The organism is Brevundimonas sp. GW821-FHT10A07 (assembly GCF_059415785.1).
In genome coordinates, this window is the sequence record NZ_JBWKNX010000001.1 from 130,869 (window position 1) to 150,601 (window position 19,733).

Below are 19,733 nucleotides of genomic sequence, written 5' to 3' on the forward strand. Positions count from 1 at the left end.
AGGTGCGACGCGGGGTCAGTAGCGGAAGGTGGCGTCGAGGCTGAACCGGCGACCGAAGCGGGTGTTGCTGGCCAGACGGTTCTCGTCGTTGTCGTAGTAGGTGTTGACCTCTTCATCGGTCAGGTTGCTGGCCTGGAAGCGCACGCCCAGGTTCGACGTCACCTGATAGGAGGCGCTGAAGTCCAGGGTGGATTCGCTGTCCAGCGTGCGCAGCGCAGACCCGTCCCAGCCGCTGATGACGGTGAAGGGGCTGTGGTACTTGTAGCCCAGCCGGCTCTCGAACTTGCCGTCGGAGTACCAGAGGTCGACCGTCGCCGTCTCGCGGGCCAGGCCGGTCGACTCCAGAGGGTTATTAGCCGGCGAGAACTCCTTCACGTCGGAATCGACATAGGCGAAGTTGGCGTAGACGCCGAAGTTCTCGAGCGCCGGGATAAAGCGGAACGGCGTCTGGAAGGTCAGCTCGATGCCGCTGATGCCGCCGCCGTCGCCGTTGAACGGACCGGTGACATTGTAGGTCACGCCGTCGATGGTCACCGGCTGGGTGAAGTAGCCGATGTGGGTCTCGACGTCCTTGTAGTAGGCGGCGGCCGCGAACAGGGCTTCCGGCGCGAAATACCACTCGTAGGACAGGTCGACCTGGTTGGCGATGTAGGGGGTCAGGTTCGGGTTGCCGGCCGAGCCTGTGGGCGGAGGGCTGGTGTTGAACAGGGTGCGGCCGGCGCGCAGTTCATCCAGCGGCGGACGCGCCAGGGTCCGGGCCAGGCCAAACCGCAGCTGTTGGTCTTCAGCCAGGGCCAGGGTCAGGTTCAGGCTGGGCAGAAGTTCGAAATAGTCATTGTCGATCGAGATCGGCGTCAGGGCTCCGCTGTTGACGGATTCATAGCCGTTGCTGGTGGTCTCGGTCTGAACCGCACGCATGCCGACGTTGCCAGTGACGGGCAGGCCCGCTAAGTCGCCGGCGAAATCGACCTTCACATAGGCCTCGAACACCGTTTCATCGACGGACCATCCCGAGGCCTCGTCCACGGCGTCTGCGGGCTGGACGAAGCCGCCGTAGGCCGCCTGGGCCACAGCGTCGAAATCGCCGTTCAGGAAGCCCGGGGTGTCGAAGTCGGAGACGGTGAAGCTGCTGAGCAGCGACGAGGGAAGGGTGGCGACGATCGGCGCCTGGGTCCACAGCAGTCGCTCGTAGGCCTTCGACCGGTCAGAGGCGCGGACGCCGAAGGAGGTCTTGGTGACGCCCGTCTCGCCGCCGTAGTGGGCGACGTCGAACTGGGCCGACGTCAGTTCGTCCGTCAGCTTGCCGCCGTCCGCCTGGCCGGGGACATAGTCAAACAGCGGCTGGAAGCTGGGGTCTGACGTATCATAGCTGGCGAAGGCCGACGGCGTCCGGCCCGGCGTCATGTCGACGCCGGCGAGCGCCGGATAGTGTTCGGTGAAGATCGCGCGCCAGAGGTTCTCGCGCTCGGCCTTCGAATAGGCGACGTCGCCGGTCAGGGTCCAGGCGCCCGACATCCACTTGCCGTTCAGCCCCGTGGCCAGCAGCGTCTTGTCCTCGACGTATTTGGCGATGACGTTGGTGACCGAGGCGAATGGCAGGGTGGCGGCGACCACTGTGCCGTCGATGATGGTGTAGGAGGCGGCCGGATCGCCGTAGGCCCAGCTGGAGGCGCCGGCAAAGTTCGAGTAGGTGTTGTTCCTGCCGTACCAAATCTGGTTCTGGTCCTCGTCGATTTCGACCTTCGAATAGAGGGCGTCCATGTTCAGTTCGAACTGGTCGGACGGCTTCCATTGCAGGGCGCCGTTTACGCCGTTGCGGGTCTCGGTCAGGCGTTTGACCTGGGTCTGGGCGCCCCAGAAGGTCGCGTCCAGATCGCCGTCGCCGTCGATATCGCCGGGCGATCCGCCCGTATCTTCGTCGTTCCAGCCCCAGCCCTCGAAGGTCGAATAGCCGTTCTTCTGCTCCTGGTGGGTCACACCCAGGTTGACGCCGAGGGTATCGGTAAGCCGATGGGTAAGGCTGGCGCTGAAGCGCGAACCCAGTGGATCATAGTCAGGCAGGTCCTCGCCGCCCTCGTAATAGACCGCGCCGGCGGTGCCGACGAAGCTGGGGCCGCGATAGTCCAGCGGGCGGATGGTGCGGATGTTGATGGTGCCGGCGATGCCGCCGGAAATCAGGTCGGCCGACTGGGACTTGTAGACCTCGACGCCCGAGACGACCTCCGACGGATAGATTTCCCAGCGGACGTTGCGGTCCGGCTCCGACGAGGCGACCTCGCGGCCGTTGACGAGGCCCAGCACAAGGCGCGGGCCGAGGCCCCGGATCGAGGCCTGGCTTTGGTTGCCGCGGTCGCGCGTGCCGTTGACGCCGGGAAGACGCACCAGCTCTTCGGCGATGGTCACGTTCGGCAGTTGGCCGATGTCCTCGGAGGAGATGGCCTCGACCACCAGGTCAGAGCGGCGCTTGACGCCGATCGCGTCGCGCAGCGAGGCGCGGATGCCGGTGACGACAACCTCGTCGACCTGGGCGGCGTCGTCGGTGGCGGGGGCCTCCTGGGCCCAGACGGGGGCTGCGGCGAGAAGGGCGGCCAGCGATACGCTGGCGGCGGCGATGGTCTTGCGATTGGCGGTCATTAGAAACTCCCCCTGTGCTCGCCTGATTTTCAGGTCGATAGTTTGGTGTTGCGGGCGTCGAGACGAAGCACGGCGGGCCGCAGCCCGTCGGCCCGCGCGGTGACGGTGATGGGGCCGCCTTTGCGGCCCGTCTGGACGATGGCCTGGGCCAGTCCGTTGAACAGATGTCGGCGGTCGCTGCGATCCGGCTCGTGGCTGACGGGATCGCCGTTGCCGACGCCGATGACCCGGGCGTCGCCCGCAACCTCGAAGGCGACCAGGTCGTTGGCGCGCGGACAGGGTCGGCCACGGGCGTCCACGACGCTGGCGGCGATCATGGCCACGTCCTCGCCGTCGGCCGTCAGTCGTTGACGATCAACGGACAGACGCAGAGCCGCCGGGGCGCCGGCGGTCTCGCGACGCTGGGTCGAGACTAGGTGACCATTCTTGTACCCGCGCGCTTCCAGCACCCCAGGCGCATAGGGCACGGACCAGGCCAGGTGGCGGTTGCGCTCGACCATCTTCGATCCGGCCGAGCGGCCGTTCACGAACAGTTCGACCCGATCCAGGTTGGAATGGACCCAGACCTCGATCTCCTCGCCTTCGCGCCCTTCCCAATTCCAGTGCGGGAACAGGTGCAGCAGCGGTTCGGGCCGCCACCAGGCGCGGTAGTACCAGTAATTGTCCTTCGGGAAGCCGCAGGAGTCCATGGCGCCGAAGTAGGAGCCGACGCTGGGCCAGCGGCTGTAGGGCGTCGGTTCGCCGCGATAGTCGAAGCCGGTCCAGATGAAGCCGCCGGCGATATAGGGGCGCTCCGCCGCAATGGTCCACCATTCCTCGGCGGTCGAGGCCCACCAGGGATGTTCGCGGTCATAGGCGGGGACGATGTGGCGGGCGGCGTCCAGCACATATTCGCCCCGGGTCGAGACGGTGCTGCCCGTCTCGCTGCCGAGGATGGGCTGATCCGGGAAGCGGGCGTGATAGCCCTCCATCTGGGGGGTGCGATAGTTGAAGCCCAGAACGTCGACGACGCGCGATACGCCGGTGTCGAAGTCCTGGTCCTTTGCGGCCGTGACGGGGCGCCACGGGTCCAGGCGGTTGACCAGCCGCTTCATGGTGCGGGCGATGGCGGCGCCGGTCTCATTGCCCTGGATCGCCTGTTCTTCATTGCCGATCGACCAGGCGATGACCGAGGGGCGGTTGCGGTCGCGCCGCACCAGGGTGGCCAGCTCTGTCATCGACTCTTCGTCGGAGGACATGCGCCGCGTCTCGGCGATGACCAGCATGCCCAGCCGGTCGCAGGCGTCCATCAGTTCCGGCGTGGCCGGATTGTGCGAGGCGCGATAGGCGTTGCAGCCCATGGCCTTCAACTGTTCGATGCGCCAATTCTGGAGGCGATCCGGGATGGCCGCGCCGACGCCGGCGTGGTCCTGATGACAGCAGGCGCCGAGCAGTTTCAGCGGTTGTCCATTGAGCAGGAAGCCGCGTTGGGCGTCGAAGACCGCGGACCGGACGCCGAAAGGCGTCTCGATCCGGTCGACCACGACGCCGTCGATCTCGATTTCGGTGGTCAGCCGATGGAGCTGGGGATCGGCGGGCGACCACAGGGGAGCAACGTCCCAGGCCAGGGCCAGGTCGGCGTTTTCGTTCCTCCAGGGCGCCAGCGACAGCATGACTTCCCGTCGCGCCTTCTCCAGGCCGTTCGGCGCCACGACGACGGTACGCACCGTCGCCGTGCGGGACGAGTCCGACTGGTTGCGCACGGCCGCCTCGACCGTCGCCCGTGCACCCGAACCCTGCGGCTCCGCCCGGATGAACACGCCGTCGGGGGGCACATGGACCGGGTTCGCCGCCGTCAGCCAGACATGTCGGTAAAGACCCGCGCCTTCATAGAACCAGCCCTCGCCCAAGCTGGCGTCCACACGGACGGTCAGCCAGTTGGGGCGGCCGGGTTGCGCCACGTCGGTGATGTCGATGCGGAAGGGCGAATAGCCGCCGGCATGCTCGTCGACGATGATCCCGTTGACGAAGACCACGACCTGGCGGAACGCGCCGTCGAACTCCAGTCCGATGCGGCGGCCGGCCCAGTCGGCCGGGATGTCCAGGGGGCGTCGGTACCACCCGACGCTGTTCTCGGGATGGTCGCGGCCCAGGGCGTGGAACCCATGCGCGGCGCGGGGATCGTCCTGATCGGGCGCCAGGATGCGAGGCGTGGAATCGTAGGGCAGGTCGATCGCCCAGTCGTGCGGAATCTGGACGTCGGTCCAGGCGGAATCGTCGAAGTCCGCCTTCGCCGCCTCGGCGATGGGGGAGGTCTCGGAGCCGCCTGTCTTGGCGTAGGTGCGTTGATCTCGACCGAAGCCGAAATCCTTGTCGATGTCCGCCGCGTGGCCGAGAGCGAACTTCCAATCGAACGCCAGCTTGATGCGTCGTCGGGTCTCAGGCGTCGCCGCCAAGGCCGGGGTTGAGGGAAGAATCGCCGCCACGGCCGCCGCCGTTGCGCCCTGCATCAGGGCGCGCCGATCCACGCGTGAAACTAGTAGATCTTCGCGATCCAACGCGACGCCTCCCTGAAACCCTCAGGCCTGTTGCCGGCCCTTGAGTTCAGGAAACCGGCTAGGCCGACTTCTGTCAATGAAATAATTTTTACAGGCGATGTCGATCGTGCTCAGTGGCTGTCGCGCGGCAGACCGAACCTGTCGACGATCCGGTGGTATTTGACCGCCGGTTCCAGCACGGCGCCGGTCTCCAACTGACCGACCACCGCGCGCTGCATTTCCTGCCACGGCGTCTGGGAGGCCGGGTATTTGTAGCCGCCCGCCGCCTCGAACGCCTTGCGGCGCTCGGCCAGTTCCTCGTCCGAGATCAGGATGTCGGCGCGGCCGGTATTCAGATCGATCCGCACCCGGTCGCCGGTCTTCAGCAGGGCGATGTTCCCGCCCGCCGCCGCTTCCGGCGAGGCGTTCAGGATCGACGGCGAACCGGAGGTGCCCGACTGGCGTCCGTCGCCGATACAGGCCAGGGCGCTGACGCCCTTCTTGATCAGGTAGGACGGCGGCCGCATGTTCACGACCTCGGCCGCGCCCGGATAGCCGATGGGGCCGGCGCCGCGCATGAACAGCAGGGTTTGTTCGGTGACGCCCAGGCTCTCGTCGTCGATCCGGTGGTGATAGTCCTCGGGCCCATCGAACACGACGGCAGGGCCCTCGAAGGCGTTCAGATCATCGGGGTTGGACAGATAGCGTTCGCGGAACTCGGGTGAGATCACGCTCAGCTTCATGATGGCCGAGTTGAACAGATTGCCGGTGAAGACGACGAAGCCGGCGTCGGTCTTCATCGGGGCGTCGAAGGTCTTGATCACATCGGGCAGGACGATCTCGGCGTCGCGGCAATTGTCGCCGATCGACTTGCCGGTGACAGTCAGGGCGTTCTCGCGGATCAGCCCCTGTTTCATCAGCTCTGACACCACCGCCGGCACGCCGCCGGCGTGGAAATAATCCTCGCCCAGATAGGCGCCCGCGGGCTGCAAATTGACCAGCAGCGGAACGTGCAGCCCCTCAGTCTGCCAGTCCTTCAGCGGCACGTCGACATGGGCGTGGCGGGCCAGGGCGGTGAGGTGGATCGGGGCGTTGGTCGAGCCGCCGATGGCCGAGTTGACGACGATGGCGTTGTGGAAGGCCTCTTTCGTCAGGATGTCTGACGGCTTCAGATCTTCGCGCACCATCTCGACGATCCGTAGCCCGGTCTCATAGGCGACCTGGGCGCGCTCGCGGTAGGGGGCGGGAATGGCGGCCGAGCCGGGCAGCGACATGCCCAGGGCCTCGGCCAGCGAGTTCATCGTCGTCGCCGTGCCCATGGTGTTGCAGTAACCGACCGACGGAGCTGAGGACGCCACCAACTCGATGAAGCCGTCATAGTCGATCTCGCCGGCCGCCATCATCTGGCGCGCCTTCCAGATGATCGTGCCCGACCCGGTACGCTCGCCCCGGTGCCAGCCGTTCAGCATGGGTCCGACCGACAGGGCGATGGCGGGGATGTCGACGGTCGCCGCCGCCATCAGGCAGGCGGGCGTGGTCTTGTCGCAGCCGATGGTCAGGACGACCCCGTCCAGCGGATAGCCGTACAGGCTCTCGACCAGCCCCAGATAGGCCAGGTTGCGGTCCAGGCCGGCGGTCGGGCGCTTGCCGGTTTCCTGGATCGGGTGAACTGGGAACTCCATGGCGATGCCGCCCGCCTCACGGATGCCTTCACGCACGCGCTCGGCCAGCACCAGGTGGTGGCGGTTGCACGGCGACAGGTCCGAACCGGTCTGGGCGATGCCGATGATCGGCTTGTCGGACTGCAGCTCTTTGCGCGTCAGGCCGTAGTTCAGATAGCGCTCAAGATAGAGGGCCGTCATGTCCGGATTTTCCGGATTGTCGAACCAGGCGCGGCTGCGGAGCGTCTTGGAGGGGGGAGGGGTCTTTGAGGTATCGGTCATTCAGGTCCAGCCGCCGTCGACGACATAGTGTTGGTTGGTGATTGCCCCCGCCTCGTCCGAACACATGAAGACGACCACCTTGGCGATGTCATCCGGCACGAGTCGGCGCTTGAGGCACTGGTTGGCGTAGATTTCCTTTTCGGTCTCTGGCGTGACCCACAGCTCCAACTGGCGCTCGGTCATGATCCATCCGGGCGCGACAGCGTTCACCCGCACGCCGAAGGGGCCGAAGTCGCGGGCCAGCGAACGGGTCAGCCCAATCACGGCGGACTTGCACGCCGTATAGGCCGGCATGCCGCCCTGACCGATGATCCATGACGTGGATCCCAGATTGACGATGGCGCCCTTGCCCGTCGCCTGCATGTCCGGCAGCACGGCCTGGGCGGCGAAGAACTGGTGCTTCAGGTTCATGGCCATGCGGCCGTCCCAGTATTCCTCGGTCACGTCCAGGGTCGCATGACGTTCGTCATGGGCGGCGTTGTTGACCAGAACGTCGATCAGCCCGAACGCTGCGCGCACTTCCGCGACCGCAGCCTTCAAGGCCGGAATGTCGGTCAGGTCGCAGGGAATGAACAATGTGTCCGCCCCCAACTCGGCCCGAAGCCTGGGTCCGCGTTGTGTGTCGATATCCAGGAAGCCGACCCGGGCGCCCTGGGCGTGGAAGCTGCGGACTATGGCTTCGCCTATCCCCCCCGCGCCTCCGGTGACGATGACGGTCTTGTCCTTCAGATCAGGATAGATGGCGGCCATGATAGAGCGCGCCTCCTCGACGCCCGCCGTTTATCCGGCGACTTGTGAGATTTTACAAATGAAACCTGTGTCGTCCACGAAAATGGCAATAGCCACTGGCCCTGTCAACGGTGGACTGTCCTGGCTCTCAGGCTTGGGAGACGGCGCTCATCTGCCCGGAGATCGCTGTGGCCGTCCGCACCAGCAGGGTCGCTGCCTCCGCCTTGCTGCACACCATGGGCGTCTGTTCGATGAAGGGCGTGATCAGGGTGGCGATGACGCCGTCCGAGCCCATGATCGGGGCGACCAGATCGGTCACGCCGACGACGAAATCGCTGGCCCGCTCGACATGCGCCCCCTGGGTCATGGCGTCGGCGCGTTCGGCGAACTCGGCCACCACCGCCGCTCCGAACAGGGCGACGAGACGGTCGTGCAGATATTTGCGCGCTCGCTCGTTGGCGCGCGAATAGAACATCAGCCCCGAGGTGGCGTCCAGAATGCTGCGGCGATAGCCGATCCGGACCGAATAACCCAGATCTCCGGGGCTCTCGATCCGGGCGATGACCACGATCTGGTCACCGGAGGGTACGACGAGATGGCAGGATTGTCGCGTAGTGGACGCCAGGTCACGCATGGCCGGCATGGCGACGTCGACCAGAGATTTGATCGGGGCCTGGGTCATGCCCAGGGTGAAGAGGCGGTTGGTCAGCCGATAGCCGTCCGGCGACTGTTCGATATAGCCGCGGAACTCCAGCACCTGGATCATCCGGAACAATTCGCTGACCGAACGCCCCAGCGTCACCGACATCTGCGATGGCGTCATGGGTTCGCCCTGGGCCGACAGCAGCTCGAGGACGTCGAGCCCCTTCTCGAGCGCCGGGGCGCGGTATTTGCGATCGTCGGTGGAAGCTTGGCCAGTCATGAGAATCCTGTCGGAAGATGGATAGGCTACCGGGGCTCCCTGATCGGGTGAAGCCTTCGAAGGACACCGACCCTAACATTGTCGCCCGTGAAATGTTTACGCATATATAAAAAGCCGTTGCAGCCCGCCCGCGCCTCCCTTAGGCTTTTGCGGAAGCCCGAACCAAAGGGCACGATAGTTGGGGGAAATGCACATGACGCTCGCGGGCATCGATCTGGCCATTCTGGCGATCTACGCCGTCTTCATCTTCGGCCTGGCCCAGTGGGTCTCGCGGACCAAGGCCGGTGAGCAGAAGACCTCCACCGATTATTTCATGGCGTCCAAGAGCCTGCCCTGGTGGGCCATCGGCGCATCGCTGATCGCGGCCAATATCTCGGCCGAACAGATCATCGGCATGAGCGGATCCGGCTATGTGATCGGCCTGGGCATCGCCTCCTATGAATGGATGGCGGCCCTGACCCTGCTGATCGTCGGCAAGTTCTTCCTGCCGATCTTCCTGCGCAACGACATCGTCACCATGCCGCAGTTCCTGCAGCAGCGGTACGGGCCGACGATCCGCAACGTCATGGCCGTCTTCTGGCTGCTGCTCTACGTTTTCGTCAACGTGACCTCGATCCTGTGGCTGGGCGCCATCGCCGTCCACACCGTGACCGGCTTCAACCAGGATTACGCCATCGTCGCCATCGGCGTCTTCGCCCTGGCCTATCAGCTGTGGGGCGGCCTCAAGGCCGTGGCCCTGACCGACATCGTGCAAGTCGCCCTGCTGGTCTGCGGCGGTCTGATCATCGGCTTCATCGCCCTGTCGACCATCGGCGGCGAGGGCGGCGCGGCGGCCGGCTTCCACACTCTGCTGACCCAGTTCCCCGAGAAGTTCGACATGATCCTGTCGAAGGACAATCCGCACTATCAGGAGCTGCCGGGCATCGCCGTTCTGCTGGGCGGCCTGTGGGTCATGAACATCAGCTACTGGGGCTTCAACCAGTACATCATCCAGCGCGCCCTGGCCGCCAAGTCGCTGCCGGAAGCCCAGAAAGGCATCGCCTTCGCCGCCTATCTGAAGCTGCTGATGCCGGTGATCGTGGTCCTGCCCGGCATGGCCGCCCTGATCCTGGCCCCGAACCTGTCGGCGCCGGACCAGGCCTATCCGTCGATGATGAACCTGCTGCCGGTCGGCCTGAAGGGTCTGGTCTTCGCCGCCCTGATCGCCGCCATCATCGCCTCGCTGGCGTCCAAGGTGAACTCGATCTCGACCATCTTCACCCTGGACCTCTACGCCAAGATCAAGAAGGACGTGCCCGAGCACCAGCTAGTCACGGTCGGCCGCATCTCCGCCGTCGCCGCCGTGGTCATCGGCATCCTGACCGCCCGTCCCCTGTTGGGCGGGTTTGATCAGGCCTTCCAGTTCATCCAGGAGTTCACGGGCTTCTTCACGCCGGGCATCGTCGTCATCTTCATGCTGGGCCTGTTCTGGAAGCGCGCGTCTGAAGCCGGCGCCCTGACCGCCGCCATCGGCTCGGTGGTGCTGTCGGCCATCTTCTGGTGGCTGCAGGAGACCGGCCAGTTCATATTCCCCTTCATGAACCGGGTCGGCGTCGTCTTCGTCGTCTCCCTGGTCGCGGCCGTGGTCGTGTCGCTGCTGATCCCGGCCAAGCCAGACGCCATGAAGATCAAGCTGGACCAGATCAGCTACAAGACCTCGCTGGGCTTCAATCTGGCCGCGGTCGGCGTCGTGGCCTTCCTGATCCTGGTCTATTCGATCTGGTGGTGATCGCTCATTGTATGAACGCATCGAGATGACCGGACTGATCGGCGTCGACTGGGGCACCAGCAATCTGCGCGTCATGCGACTGGGGGCGGACGGGGCGGTGCTGGATCGGCGCATCGACCCCCGCGGCGTCGGCCGCCTGGCCTCCGGCGCCTTCCTCGGGGTGCTTGAAGAGGTGGCGGGCGACTGGCTGGACCTGGCGCCGGTGCTGATCGCGGGCATGGCCGGATCGCGCCAAGGCTGGATCGAGACGCCCTATGCCTTCTGCCCGGCCGATGTGGCGACCCTGGCTGCGCGACTGGCCCGACCGGATGCGGCGCGCGACATCTATATCGTTCCCGGCGTCGCCCTGACGCCCCAGGGACTGGGCGACGTCATGCGCGGCGAGGAGACGCAGGCGCTGGGGCTGTTCGGCCCAGACGAAACAGGCCTGATGATCGCCCCCGGCACCCACAGCAAATGGGTGCGGGTCGAGAACGGCGCCCTCGCGGGCTTTCGCACCTATCTGACCGGCGAACTGTTCGCCGCCGTGCGCCACGCCACACTGATCGGTCGCGACATGGGAGCGCCGGGCGGTGACGACGCCGCCTTCGACGACGGGGTGCGGCTGGCGCTGTCCGACCCGGCCGTCACCGCCCACCTGTTCACTGTTCGCGTCCGGCAGTTGGCCGGCTCCTTGCGCCCAGAGGGAGCGGCGGACTTCCTGTCCGGCCTGTTGATCGGCGCCGAACTGGCGGCCGAGACGACCCATCGCGACAAGCCGGTGCAGGTGGTGAGCGAGGCGGGCCTGGGCCAACGCTATGCACGCGCCCTGGCTCTGGCCGGCTTTAAAGACATCCGCAGCACCTCCGGCGAAGTGGCTGTGGCGCACGGACTCCACCGCATCTGGAAGGCGATCCCATGACCCAGGCCGTCGAAAAGGCCCTGAAGACGCTGCCCCTCGTGGCCATCCTGCGCGGCCTGACGCCCGAGGAGGCGGTCGAGATCGGCGAGGTCCTGGTCGCGGCCGGCTTCACCTGCCTGGAGGTGCCGTTGAACTCTCCCCGCGCGTTGGAGAGCATCCGGAGGCTGCGTGACGCGATGGATGGCCGGGCGGTGGTGGGAGCGGGCACGGTGCTGACGCCCTCGGCCGCGCAGGACGTCACGGATGCGGGCGGGCAACTGGTGATCTCGCCCAACGTTGACCCGCGCGTAATCGAACGCGCCAGTGCGCTGGGCCTGTTCACCATGCCCGGCTTTTTCACTTCCACGGAAGCCTTTACTGCGCTGGAGGCGGGGGCTGACGTGCTGAAGTTGTTTCCCGCCGAACTTGCCGGGCCGGGCGCCGTCAAGGCGATCAAGGCGGTCCTGCCCAAGGGGCAGCCGGTCTATGCGGTCGGCGGCGTCGATCCGGACAACATGGGCGCCTGGCGCGCGGCGGGCGCCGACGGCTTCGGCATCGGCTCGGCCCTCTACAGACCCGGCCGAACCGCGGACGAGGTGGGTGCGGCTGCGTGCGCCTTCGTCGCGGCCTGGTTCGGAAGCGGACAATGAGCGCCGCAGCCGAACTGGTCTGGGACCTGGGGGCCGAGCTGGCGGAAGGCCCCGCCTGGGACGCCGTGCGCGGGGCCCTTTGGTTTGTCGATATCAAGGGCCGGGGCTTGCACCGCTATACGCCGGTGACCGGCGACACGGCGTCCTGGGACACGCCCGACCAGATCGGTTTCGCCCTGCCGGCCGAGGACGGATCGTTGGTTTGCGGGGTGCGCGGCGGCCTGCACCGGTTTGAACCGGATACGGGTGTCTTCACTCTGATCCAACCGGTCGAGCAAGACCGGCCGCAGAACCGGCTGAACGACGGCTTCGTCGCCCCTGACGGGTCGTTGTGGTTCGGCTCAATGGACGACAGCGAGGTGGTCAAGACCGGCGCCCTGTATCGCTGGGCCGACGGCGAGCTGACGCGGCACGACGATGGCTATGGCGTCACCAACGGGCCGTGCCTCAGCCCGGATGGCCGCACCCTGTATCACCACGACACCCTGGCCAGGACCATCCTGGCCTTCGACCATGACGACGGGGCGCTGTCGAACCGGCGGGTCTTCGCCGTGACCGACGACGGCTATGCCGACGGTCCCAGCATGGATTCCGCCGGCGTGTTGCACGTCGGTCTGTTCAACGGCTGGGGGGTGGCGCAGTTTTCGCCTGAGGGCGAACGGATCGGCAAGATCGACATGCCGGTCCAGACCGTCACCAAGGCGGCCTTCGGCGGCGAGGATCTGCGCGACCTCTATATGACCACGGCCTGGCTGGGGAACGCCGACAAGCGCGGCGAACAACCGACCCTGGGCGGGCTTTACCGGGTGCGGGTCAAGACGCCCGGCCTGCCGCAGAACCTGATCCGGCTGTGATCGCCCTTGAGGCCGATGATGTCGGCGGCAATTGGCGTGACAGGCCGAGTCGCCTGGCGGATGGCCTGTGCCGGTGACGGTTTAAGCGGCAGATTCCTCGGACTGGCCGCTTGAAATCGCCGCAGCGCTTGGCGCGCCTCCTGGAGGCGGTGTAGCCGTTGGCGACCCAGCATCGGATACGCCCGTGACCGACCCATCCACGCGCCTGAAACACTATGACGACCCCCAGGCGCGGCTGGCCGATCTGGTGGTGCACCTGACGGGTCTGGCGCTCGCTCTCGTCGGGGGCGGGATGCTGCTGGGTCTGGCGATCGGGTTCGGCCATGTGGGCCGCCTGGCGGCCTCGGCCATCTACGCAGGCGGGTTGTTGACGATGCTCGCGCTTTCGACGGCCTATAACTTCGCGCCCGCGCGGTTTCAGCCCGTGCTGCGGCGCTTCGACCATGCGGGGATATTCCTCATGATCGCGGGCTCCTACACGCCGTTCACCACCCAACATCTGACGGGGGCCTGGGCGTGGGGGATGACGGCGGCGGTGTGGGCCACGGCGCTGTTCGGCGCCCTGGCCAAGTTGCTGCTGCCGGGCCTGGGGCGCGGTTTCTGGATCGCGATCTACCTGGCCCTGGGCTGGCTCATGGTGATCGCGGTGCAGCCGTTGATGGAGAGCCTCGGGATCGCGCCGCTGATCCTGCTGGCGGTCGGCGGCCTGCTGTATTCGATCGGGGTCGGCTTCTATGCGCGCAAGGCGCTCCGGTTCCGACGGGCCATCTGGCACGGCCACGTGGTGGCCGCCGCCGCCGTTCACTGGGTGGCGGTGCTGCTGGCCGTGATCGCCTGAGCGCAGCCCGGCCGTCGCGCGGGCTTGCGTCAGCCCTGAGTTCGGACTGGAACTGGGGCGGGATGCGTCCCAATCCGTCGTCATGATCTCGGCGACCTCGGCTTGGCCAAGAACGGTCTGGCGATGTTCCGCCGGGACGTGGGCGCCGCGCCGAACGCCCGGCTCGAACGTCTGCTGTGTGACTTTCGGAACAGCGATGACGGCTTCCGGTTACGGGTCCATCACCCCCAGGAGGACCCTCTCAATGTTCATTCACAACAAGCGACTGATGTACACGGTGCGCGTCGCCGAGCCGAACCCCGGCCTGGCGACGCTCATGCTCGAGCAATTCGGCGGTCCGCAGGGCGAGCTGGCGGCGGCGATGCGCTATTTCACGCAGGCGCTGGCCGAAGAAGACGCCGGCCGCAAGGACATGCTGCTCGACATCGCCACCGAGGAGCTCAGCCACCTGGAGGTGATCGGTTCGATCGTCGCCATGCTGAACCGCGGCGCCAAGGGGAAGATGGCCGAGGCGGCGCTGGAGGAGGCGGATCTGTACATGTCCCTGAACGATCGGGGCGAGAGCCACACGACCTCCATCCTGTACGGCGGCGCGCCGGCGCTGGTGAACTCGGCGGGCGTGCCGTGGACGGCGGCCTATATCGACTCGATCGGCGATCCGGCTTGCGATCTGCGGTCGAACATCGCCGCCGAGTCCCGCGCCAAGATCGTCTACGAGCGCCTGATCAACGTCACCGACGATCCGGGCGTCAAGGATGCGCTGATGTTCCTGATGACCCGCGAGGTCGCGCACCAGAAGTCATTCGAAAAGGCGCTCTACGCCATCGATCCCAACTTCCCCGCCGGCAAGATCGGCGGCGTGCCCGAGTTCAGCGACAAATACTATGACCTGTCGCAGGGCGAGGGGAATACACGCGGTCCCTGGAACGAGGGCGAGCAGTGGGAGTATGTCGAGGATCAGGAGAACCAGATGGCTGTCGACGGCGGCGACGGTTCGGCTTCGGTCGTCCTCGAGTCCGCAGACGAGTCGTCCGTGAACGCCTTCGCGCTGCGAACCGCGTCGGATCCGGACGCGAACCCCGTCACTGGCGCCGACTTGGGCGCAGGACCAGGCGCGGGCAAGACCACCGTCCTCCTCGACTGATCCCCTCGAACCGCCGGGCGTCCATGCCGCATTATCATTTTCACATGTTGAATGGACGCCCATTCCGGGACCTCGACGGCGAGGAACTGGCGGACGAGGCCGCCGCCCGTCGAATGACGTTGACGATCATGGGCGAGGTGCTGCGAGACGGCGAGATCGACATCCGGGGCGCGGGTCCGTTCCGCATTCTCTGCATGGACACCGCCGGGGCTGTCGTCACCGGGCTGATCGCCGAAGAGATGTCGGCGAAGGCCGTGGCCCATATGCTGGCGAGATTGAACGTCGGGGCCGTGCAAGACTAGCCTTGGAAGGATGTCCAACTCCCAGGCCGGTCCTCCCTGGCCGTCGAGGACACGCCTCGGGAGCGCCGCACCCACACCCGACTGGGTGAAGCAGAAGCAGGTTTGGTGCGCCTCATGGGCCAACCCCGAGCGCGTGTTCTGCGACGCGCATCCGCCATGTGAACGCCCCGCCGCCTCGCAACGTTTGGACCGCGGACACGTTACGCGGCGGTGGGGTGATTTTGTACGGTCTGATCGAAAAGCTGAGCCGCAGGGATGCTCTGACGCGTGAAGAAGCGGCGGCGCTTCGTGAGGTGCTGGGGCCGCTGCAACCCGTCGCCGCCGGGACCGACATCGTCCGGGAGGGCGCGCGGCCGGAGCACAGCACTCTGCTCACCAGCGGCTTCACGGCTCGCTATTCGACCCTCGCGGATGGCGGACGGCAGATCACCGAACTGAACGTCAGCGGCGACTTTGTCGATCTGCATAGCTTCATGATGAAGCAGATGGACCATGGCGTCGTCGCCTTGACGGAGTGCGTGATCGCCCCGGCGCCTCACGCCGTTCTGCGTCGGCTTACCGAGGAGCATCCTCACCTTACCCGGCTGCTGTGGCTCGACACCGTGATCGACGCTGCGATCCACCGCCAGTGGATCGCGTCCATGGGCCGGCGGGGCGCCCTTGCGCACCTCGCGCACCTTGTGTGCGAACTCTACAAGCGGCTTGAGGTCGTGCGTCGCGCCACCGATTGTAGGTTCGAACTACCGTTGTCGCAGGTCGTCCTGGCCGACGTGCTGGGCCTGTCCACGGTGCACGTGAACCGGCTGGTGGCCGATCTCCGCGCCAGGAACATCCTGACTTGGGGCCAGGGACGGATCGAAATTCTGGATTGGGACAGGCTCGCAGAACTGGCGGAGTTCGACCCCGCCTTCCTGCGGCTTCAGCGCGAGCCTGTCTGAGCGTCAGATCGCCGCGACCGCCTCACGACGTCGCGGGCTGTCAGAGACTAGAGGTTCCCGGGGCGTCGTTCACCTATGTGAATGCGCCCCCCGAAACGGAGGCGCAGGAAAGAGCATGCCCCAAGAACAATCCTCCGCTTTTGCGCCCGACTGTTTGGCGGATGCGAGCGCGCCTGCGCGTCAACGGCCGGCCTCGGCCGCTTCGGGTCTGACGACCGAAACCCTGCGCCTGTGGCAGGCCTTCGCGCCCTTGCCGCCTGAGCGACGTCGTTGGGCGCTGTCGGTGGGCGTCGTCGAGGCCCGCCGCGCGGGCGACTTCCACCTCGGGGCGGGGGAGGTGGCGGTGATCGTTTCCGGCTGCCTGGCCACCGAGGCGGCGGGCTCGGACCTGTCGGCCGAAATCCTGGGACCGGGTCACGTGGTGGCGACCGGGACCGGCCGCTCCGTCGCCGGTCAGTGGATCACCGACGGGGAAATCTATCGGGTTGCTCTGGTCGATTGGCTCGATCGGGCGGGCGAGGCAGGGATGCTCCACCTGTTGGACGCAGAGGACCGCAGACGCGCCAGGCTGGAACGCCGCCTCGTCTGCGTCGGCCGACATCTCGCCACCGCTCGCGTCGCCGACCTTCTGCTGTCCATTCACCGCGCGGCCCCGCGCCAGGACATCCTGCTGTCGCAGGAGCGTATCGGCGACATGCTCGGGCTCCGTCGCTCCACGGTCAACGGCTCGTGCCGGGCGCTTGAGGGCGCCGGGGGAGCGCGCACCGGGCGGGGGAAGATCCGGATCCTGGATGCCAGCGGCCTGACGAAGACCGCCTGCGGATGTCACGCCGCCCCGTGAGGATCGGCGGCCCATCTCCTGCCTGGCCTCGGCTCAGGCGCCGGAGCCAGGCTCCGCCATCTTGCGATGTTGCTCGGCCAGGGGGCGGGCGTTTTCGGCGGCGGTCTGGGCGAGGGCGTCTGTCATGGGAACTCCGGGGTTGTGTCCGGCTTCCGACCCCCGGCAGCCGCGCCTGTTCCTTCGCGGACACTGGGAACGAAGCTCCGGCCGGGTGGTTGACCAGACTCAGCTGACCGGAGCTAAACCCATGTCTTATAGTGAAGTTTCGACCGACGCCGATGTCGGGTCGACCGCATTCGTCGACAAGGATCGACGCGAGGGCGAATACGAGGCGTCCAGCCTCAGGGCCGTCCTGATCAATCGGCCTCGCGATGAATTATACGCCTACTGGCGCGATCTCACGAACCTGCCGACCTTCTCGGAGACCGTGAAGTCGGTCGAGGTTCTGGGAGACGGCCGCTCGCGCTGGATCGTCGCCGGCCCAGGCGACAAGGACGTCGAATTGACCAGCGAAATCACCGAGGACGTTCCCGGCGAACGAATCGCCTGGACCTCCAGCGAAGGCTCCGACGTCGACCACGAAGGCTGGGTGGCGTTCAGAGACAACGCCTTCGGGCGGGGCACGGAGGTGCGGGTCTTCATCAGCTACGAGCCGCCTGCGGGGATCGTCGGCAAGGTCGTCGCCAAGGTGATGCAGCGCGAACCCCGCATCCAGGCCCGACGCGAGCTTCGTCGCTTCAAGCAGCTGATGGAGACGGGCGAGATCTCGACCTCCAAGGCGCCTGACGCCGCGCCCCGCGCCTCTCGCCACTTCTGATTTTTCCGACCCCATTCGATAAGGATTCGCCCATGCGCGCCCTCACCTGGCACGGCAAACACAATGTTCAGGTCGACACCGTCCCTGACCCGCAGATCGTCAATCCTCGCGACGCCATCATCAAGATCACCGCCACCGCCATCTGCGGTTCGGACCTGCACCTGTACGACTCCATGATCCCCGGCATGTCCAACGGCGACATCCTGGGCCATGAGTTCATGGGCGAGGTGGTCGAGGTCGGCCGGGGCAACACCAGCCTGAAGAAGGGCGACCGCGTCGTCGTGCCCTTCGTCATCGCCTGCGGCCAGTGCTTCTTCTGCGAGAAGTCGATGCCGGCCGCGTGCGACAACTCCAACCCGGCCGACAAGGCGGACGCTACCGAGATCGCCTATGGGCAGTCGGTCGCGGGCCTGTTCGGCTATTCCCATCTGACCGGCGGCTTTGCGGGAGGGCAGGCGGAATATGCGCGCGTCCCCTATTCCGACTATGGTCCGATCAAGATCCCGGACGGCATCGAGGACGAGAAGGTCCTGTTCCTGTCGGACATCTTTCCGACGGGATGGATGGCCGCGGAGAACGCGCAGATCCAGCCCGGCGACACAGTGGCGATCTGGGGTTGCGGCCCGGTGGGGCTGTTCGCGGTCAAGAGCGCCATCCTGCAGGGCGCAGGTCGCGTCATCGCCATCGACCATCATCCCAACCGTCTGGCGCTGGCCAAGGCTAACGGCGCGGAGGTGCTGAACTATCACGAGGTCAAGGTGCGCGAAGCCCTGCTGGAGATGACTGCGGGTCTGGGGCCCGACAGCTGCATCGATGCGGTGGGCATGGAGAGCCACGGCTTCTCGCCCGACAATATCATCGACGCGGTCAAGCAGGAGACGCGGCTGGGCACGGACCGCCCCCACGTGCTGCGCGAAACCATCATGGCGGTCCGAAAGGGCGGCACGGTCTCGGTGCCAGGCGTCTATGGCGGCTTTGCCGACAAGTTCCCCGTCGGGGCCTTCATGGAGAAGGGGCTGACGCTCAAGACCGGCCAGACCCACGTCCAGCGCTACCTGCCGCAGCTGCTTCAGCTGATCCTCGAGGGGGGGATCGACACCACCGACCTGATCAGCCACCGCCTGCCCCTGGAACAGGCGGCGGAGGGCTACAAGAACTTCAAGGAAAACCAGAATGAATGGACCAAGGTGATCCTGAAGCCGCATTGACGGCTGCACCAGCCGGGCTGGCGAGAAGCGGTCTGATGATCGACGTCGACGGCCAGGTCCTGCCGCGTCACCGGTCGATACGTTCGACCGTGGCCCGGCGCCGGGAGGCGGATGTACGGGGGAAGTGAGCTCGCCGCCCCCGCCGTCTGAACCCGTCCCTTCAAGGGACGGGTTTCCGTCGGAACGCCCTTAACGCCCAGACTGCGACGCGGTCACAGTGCGCCGGCGTAGCGCTCGAACTCCTCCTTGTAACGGGCGGTCAGGCGGTCCTGATGTTCGCCCTTTTCCTTGAGGTGGATGAACCAGCCGTTCTCCTCCTCGAACATGTGCGTCAGCACCGCGCCCTCGATGTGGCCCCACTTGTCGAGCCAGGCGTCCGAGGAAGGGGCGATGTTCTCCAACTCCGCCATCTGCATCTTGGCGGTCGTCTGTTCGGAATAGGCGACGCCCGCCTGCACCTTGTGACCGTTCTGGGCCATAGCCGGATAGAGGACGATCTCTTCGGCCAGGGAATGGCCGTTCAGCACCAGAGCCAGCCGGTCCATGGCGGCGCGGCGGTCAGCCGCAGAACGGACATTGCGGCCTTCGGCGAAGGCGGCGCGGATCTGGTCATGGTGATCCAGGGCCAGCGATAGCCAATCTCCCGGCGCCGCCGCCTCTCTGGCCTTCTGAGTGGCCTCTTGGCGTTTCTCTTCGTTAGGCTGGGGCGTTATGGCGGCCAGCGCCTTGTCGATGACGGACATGGGTCT

17 protein-coding genes are annotated in these 19,733 nt (G+C 66.3%); 11 read left to right on the plus strand and 6 right to left on the minus strand.

The genetic code is table 11. The features are described 5' to 3' along the window. Positions 1-15 precede the first annotated feature (15 nt). The 5 genes from AC07NC_RS00600 to AC07NC_RS00620 form a co-directional block, all read right to left on the minus strand. Positions 16-2,634, minus strand: coding sequence for a TonB-dependent receptor (locus AC07NC_RS00600; RefSeq protein ID WP_494568263.1), 2,619 nt, complete (start codon positions 2,632-2,634; stop codon positions 16-18). Between the two features lie 29 nt (positions 2,635-2,663). After that, positions 2,664-5,123, minus strand: coding sequence for a beta-galactosidase GalA (gene galA, locus AC07NC_RS00605; protein WP_494568378.1), 2,460 nt, complete (start codon positions 5,121-5,123; stop codon positions 2,664-2,666). A 158-nt stretch (positions 5,124-5,281) separates the two neighbouring features. Beyond that, positions 5,282-7,093, minus strand: a complete 1,812-nt coding sequence (locus AC07NC_RS00610; protein ID WP_494568264.1) for an IlvD/Edd family dehydratase — start codon at positions 7,091-7,093, stop codon at positions 5,282-5,284. Continuing rightward, positions 7,094-7,843, minus strand: a complete 750-nt coding sequence (locus tag AC07NC_RS00615) for an SDR family NAD(P)-dependent oxidoreductase (protein ID WP_494568265.1) — start codon at positions 7,841-7,843, stop codon at positions 7,094-7,096. Positions 7,844-7,970: 127 nt separating this feature from the next. Then, positions 7,971-8,744 (minus strand): IclR family transcriptional regulator, encoded by a 774-nt coding sequence (locus AC07NC_RS00620; RefSeq protein ID WP_035305131.1) that lies wholly within the window; start codon positions 8,742-8,744, stop codon positions 7,971-7,973. A gap of 193 nt (positions 8,745-8,937) precedes the next feature. On the opposite strand from AC07NC_RS00620, the gene AC07NC_RS00625 reads away from it, so the two are divergent. The 11 genes from AC07NC_RS00625 to AC07NC_RS00675 all read left to right on the plus strand — a co-directional run bounded on the left by AC07NC_RS00625 (position 8,938) and on the right by AC07NC_RS00675 (position 18,984). Next, positions 8,938-10,512 carry a sodium/sugar symporter gene (locus AC07NC_RS00625; protein WP_040349981.1) on the plus strand — a complete coding sequence of 525 codons (1,575 nt, stop codon included), beginning with the start codon at positions 8,938-8,940 and terminating at the stop codon, positions 10,510-10,512. 25 nt (positions 10,513-10,537) lie between these two features. Further along, positions 10,538-11,413 (plus strand): 2-dehydro-3-deoxygalactonokinase, encoded by an 876-nt coding sequence (locus tag AC07NC_RS00630; RefSeq protein WP_052004635.1) that lies wholly within the window; start codon positions 10,538-10,540, stop codon positions 11,411-11,413. Further along, positions 11,410-12,042 carry a 2-dehydro-3-deoxy-6-phosphogalactonate aldolase gene (locus AC07NC_RS00635; protein WP_494568266.1) on the plus strand — a complete coding sequence of 211 codons (633 nt, stop codon included), beginning with the start codon at positions 11,410-11,412 and terminating at the stop codon, positions 12,040-12,042. The genes AC07NC_RS00630 and AC07NC_RS00635 overlap by 4 nt, the downstream gene beginning before the upstream one ends. Continuing rightward, positions 12,039-12,896 carry an SMP-30/gluconolactonase/LRE family protein gene (locus AC07NC_RS00640; protein ID WP_494568267.1) on the plus strand — a complete coding sequence of 286 codons (858 nt, stop codon included), beginning with the start codon at positions 12,039-12,041 and terminating at the stop codon, positions 12,894-12,896. Before AC07NC_RS00635 ends, AC07NC_RS00640 begins: the two co-directional genes overlap by 4 nt. Positions 12,897-13,080: 184 nt before the next feature. Continuing rightward, the gene (trhA, locus tag AC07NC_RS00645) at positions 13,081-13,734 is read left to right on the plus strand and encodes a PAQR family membrane homeostasis protein TrhA (protein WP_494568268.1); all 654 of its coding nucleotides are present in this window, start codon (positions 13,081-13,083) and stop codon (positions 13,732-13,734) included. Between the two features lie 244 nt (positions 13,735-13,978). Beyond that, positions 13,979-14,878, plus strand: coding sequence for a manganese catalase family protein (locus AC07NC_RS00650; RefSeq protein ID WP_008258843.1), 900 nt, complete (start codon positions 13,979-13,981; stop codon positions 14,876-14,878). 23 nt (positions 14,879-14,901) lie between these two features. Continuing rightward, positions 14,902-15,180 carry a DUF6894 family protein gene (locus AC07NC_RS00655; protein WP_494568269.1) on the plus strand — a complete coding sequence of 93 codons (279 nt, stop codon included), beginning with the start codon at positions 14,902-14,904 and terminating at the stop codon, positions 15,178-15,180. A gap of 215 nt (positions 15,181-15,395) precedes the next feature. Further along, positions 15,396-16,118 carry a Crp/Fnr family transcriptional regulator gene (locus tag AC07NC_RS00660; RefSeq protein WP_494568270.1) on the plus strand — a complete coding sequence of 241 codons (723 nt, stop codon included), beginning with the start codon at positions 15,396-15,398 and terminating at the stop codon, positions 16,116-16,118. Positions 16,119-16,233: 115 nt separating this feature from the next. Next, complete coding sequence (locus AC07NC_RS00665) at positions 16,234-16,959, plus strand: Crp/Fnr family transcriptional regulator (RefSeq protein WP_155988041.1); 726 nt, start codon at positions 16,234-16,236, stop codon at positions 16,957-16,959. A 247-nt stretch (positions 16,960-17,206) separates the two neighbouring features. Next, complete coding sequence (locus AC07NC_RS00670; protein ID WP_008263669.1) at positions 17,207-17,776, plus strand: SRPBCC family protein; 570 nt, start codon at positions 17,207-17,209, stop codon at positions 17,774-17,776. 32 nt (positions 17,777-17,808) lie between these two features. Beyond that, a complete protein-coding gene (locus AC07NC_RS00675; RefSeq protein ID WP_035305121.1) occupies positions 17,809-18,984 on the plus strand; it encodes a zinc-dependent alcohol dehydrogenase in 1,176 nt (391 codons plus the stop codon). 212 nt (positions 18,985-19,196) lie between these two features. Here AC07NC_RS00675 and AC07NC_RS00680 read toward each other — a convergent pair whose 3' ends face one another. Further along, positions 19,197-19,727 carry a hemerythrin domain-containing protein gene (locus tag AC07NC_RS00680; protein ID WP_494568271.1) on the minus strand — a complete coding sequence of 177 codons (531 nt, stop codon included), beginning with the start codon at positions 19,725-19,727 and terminating at the stop codon, positions 19,197-19,199. Positions 19,728-19,733 lie beyond the last annotated feature (6 nt).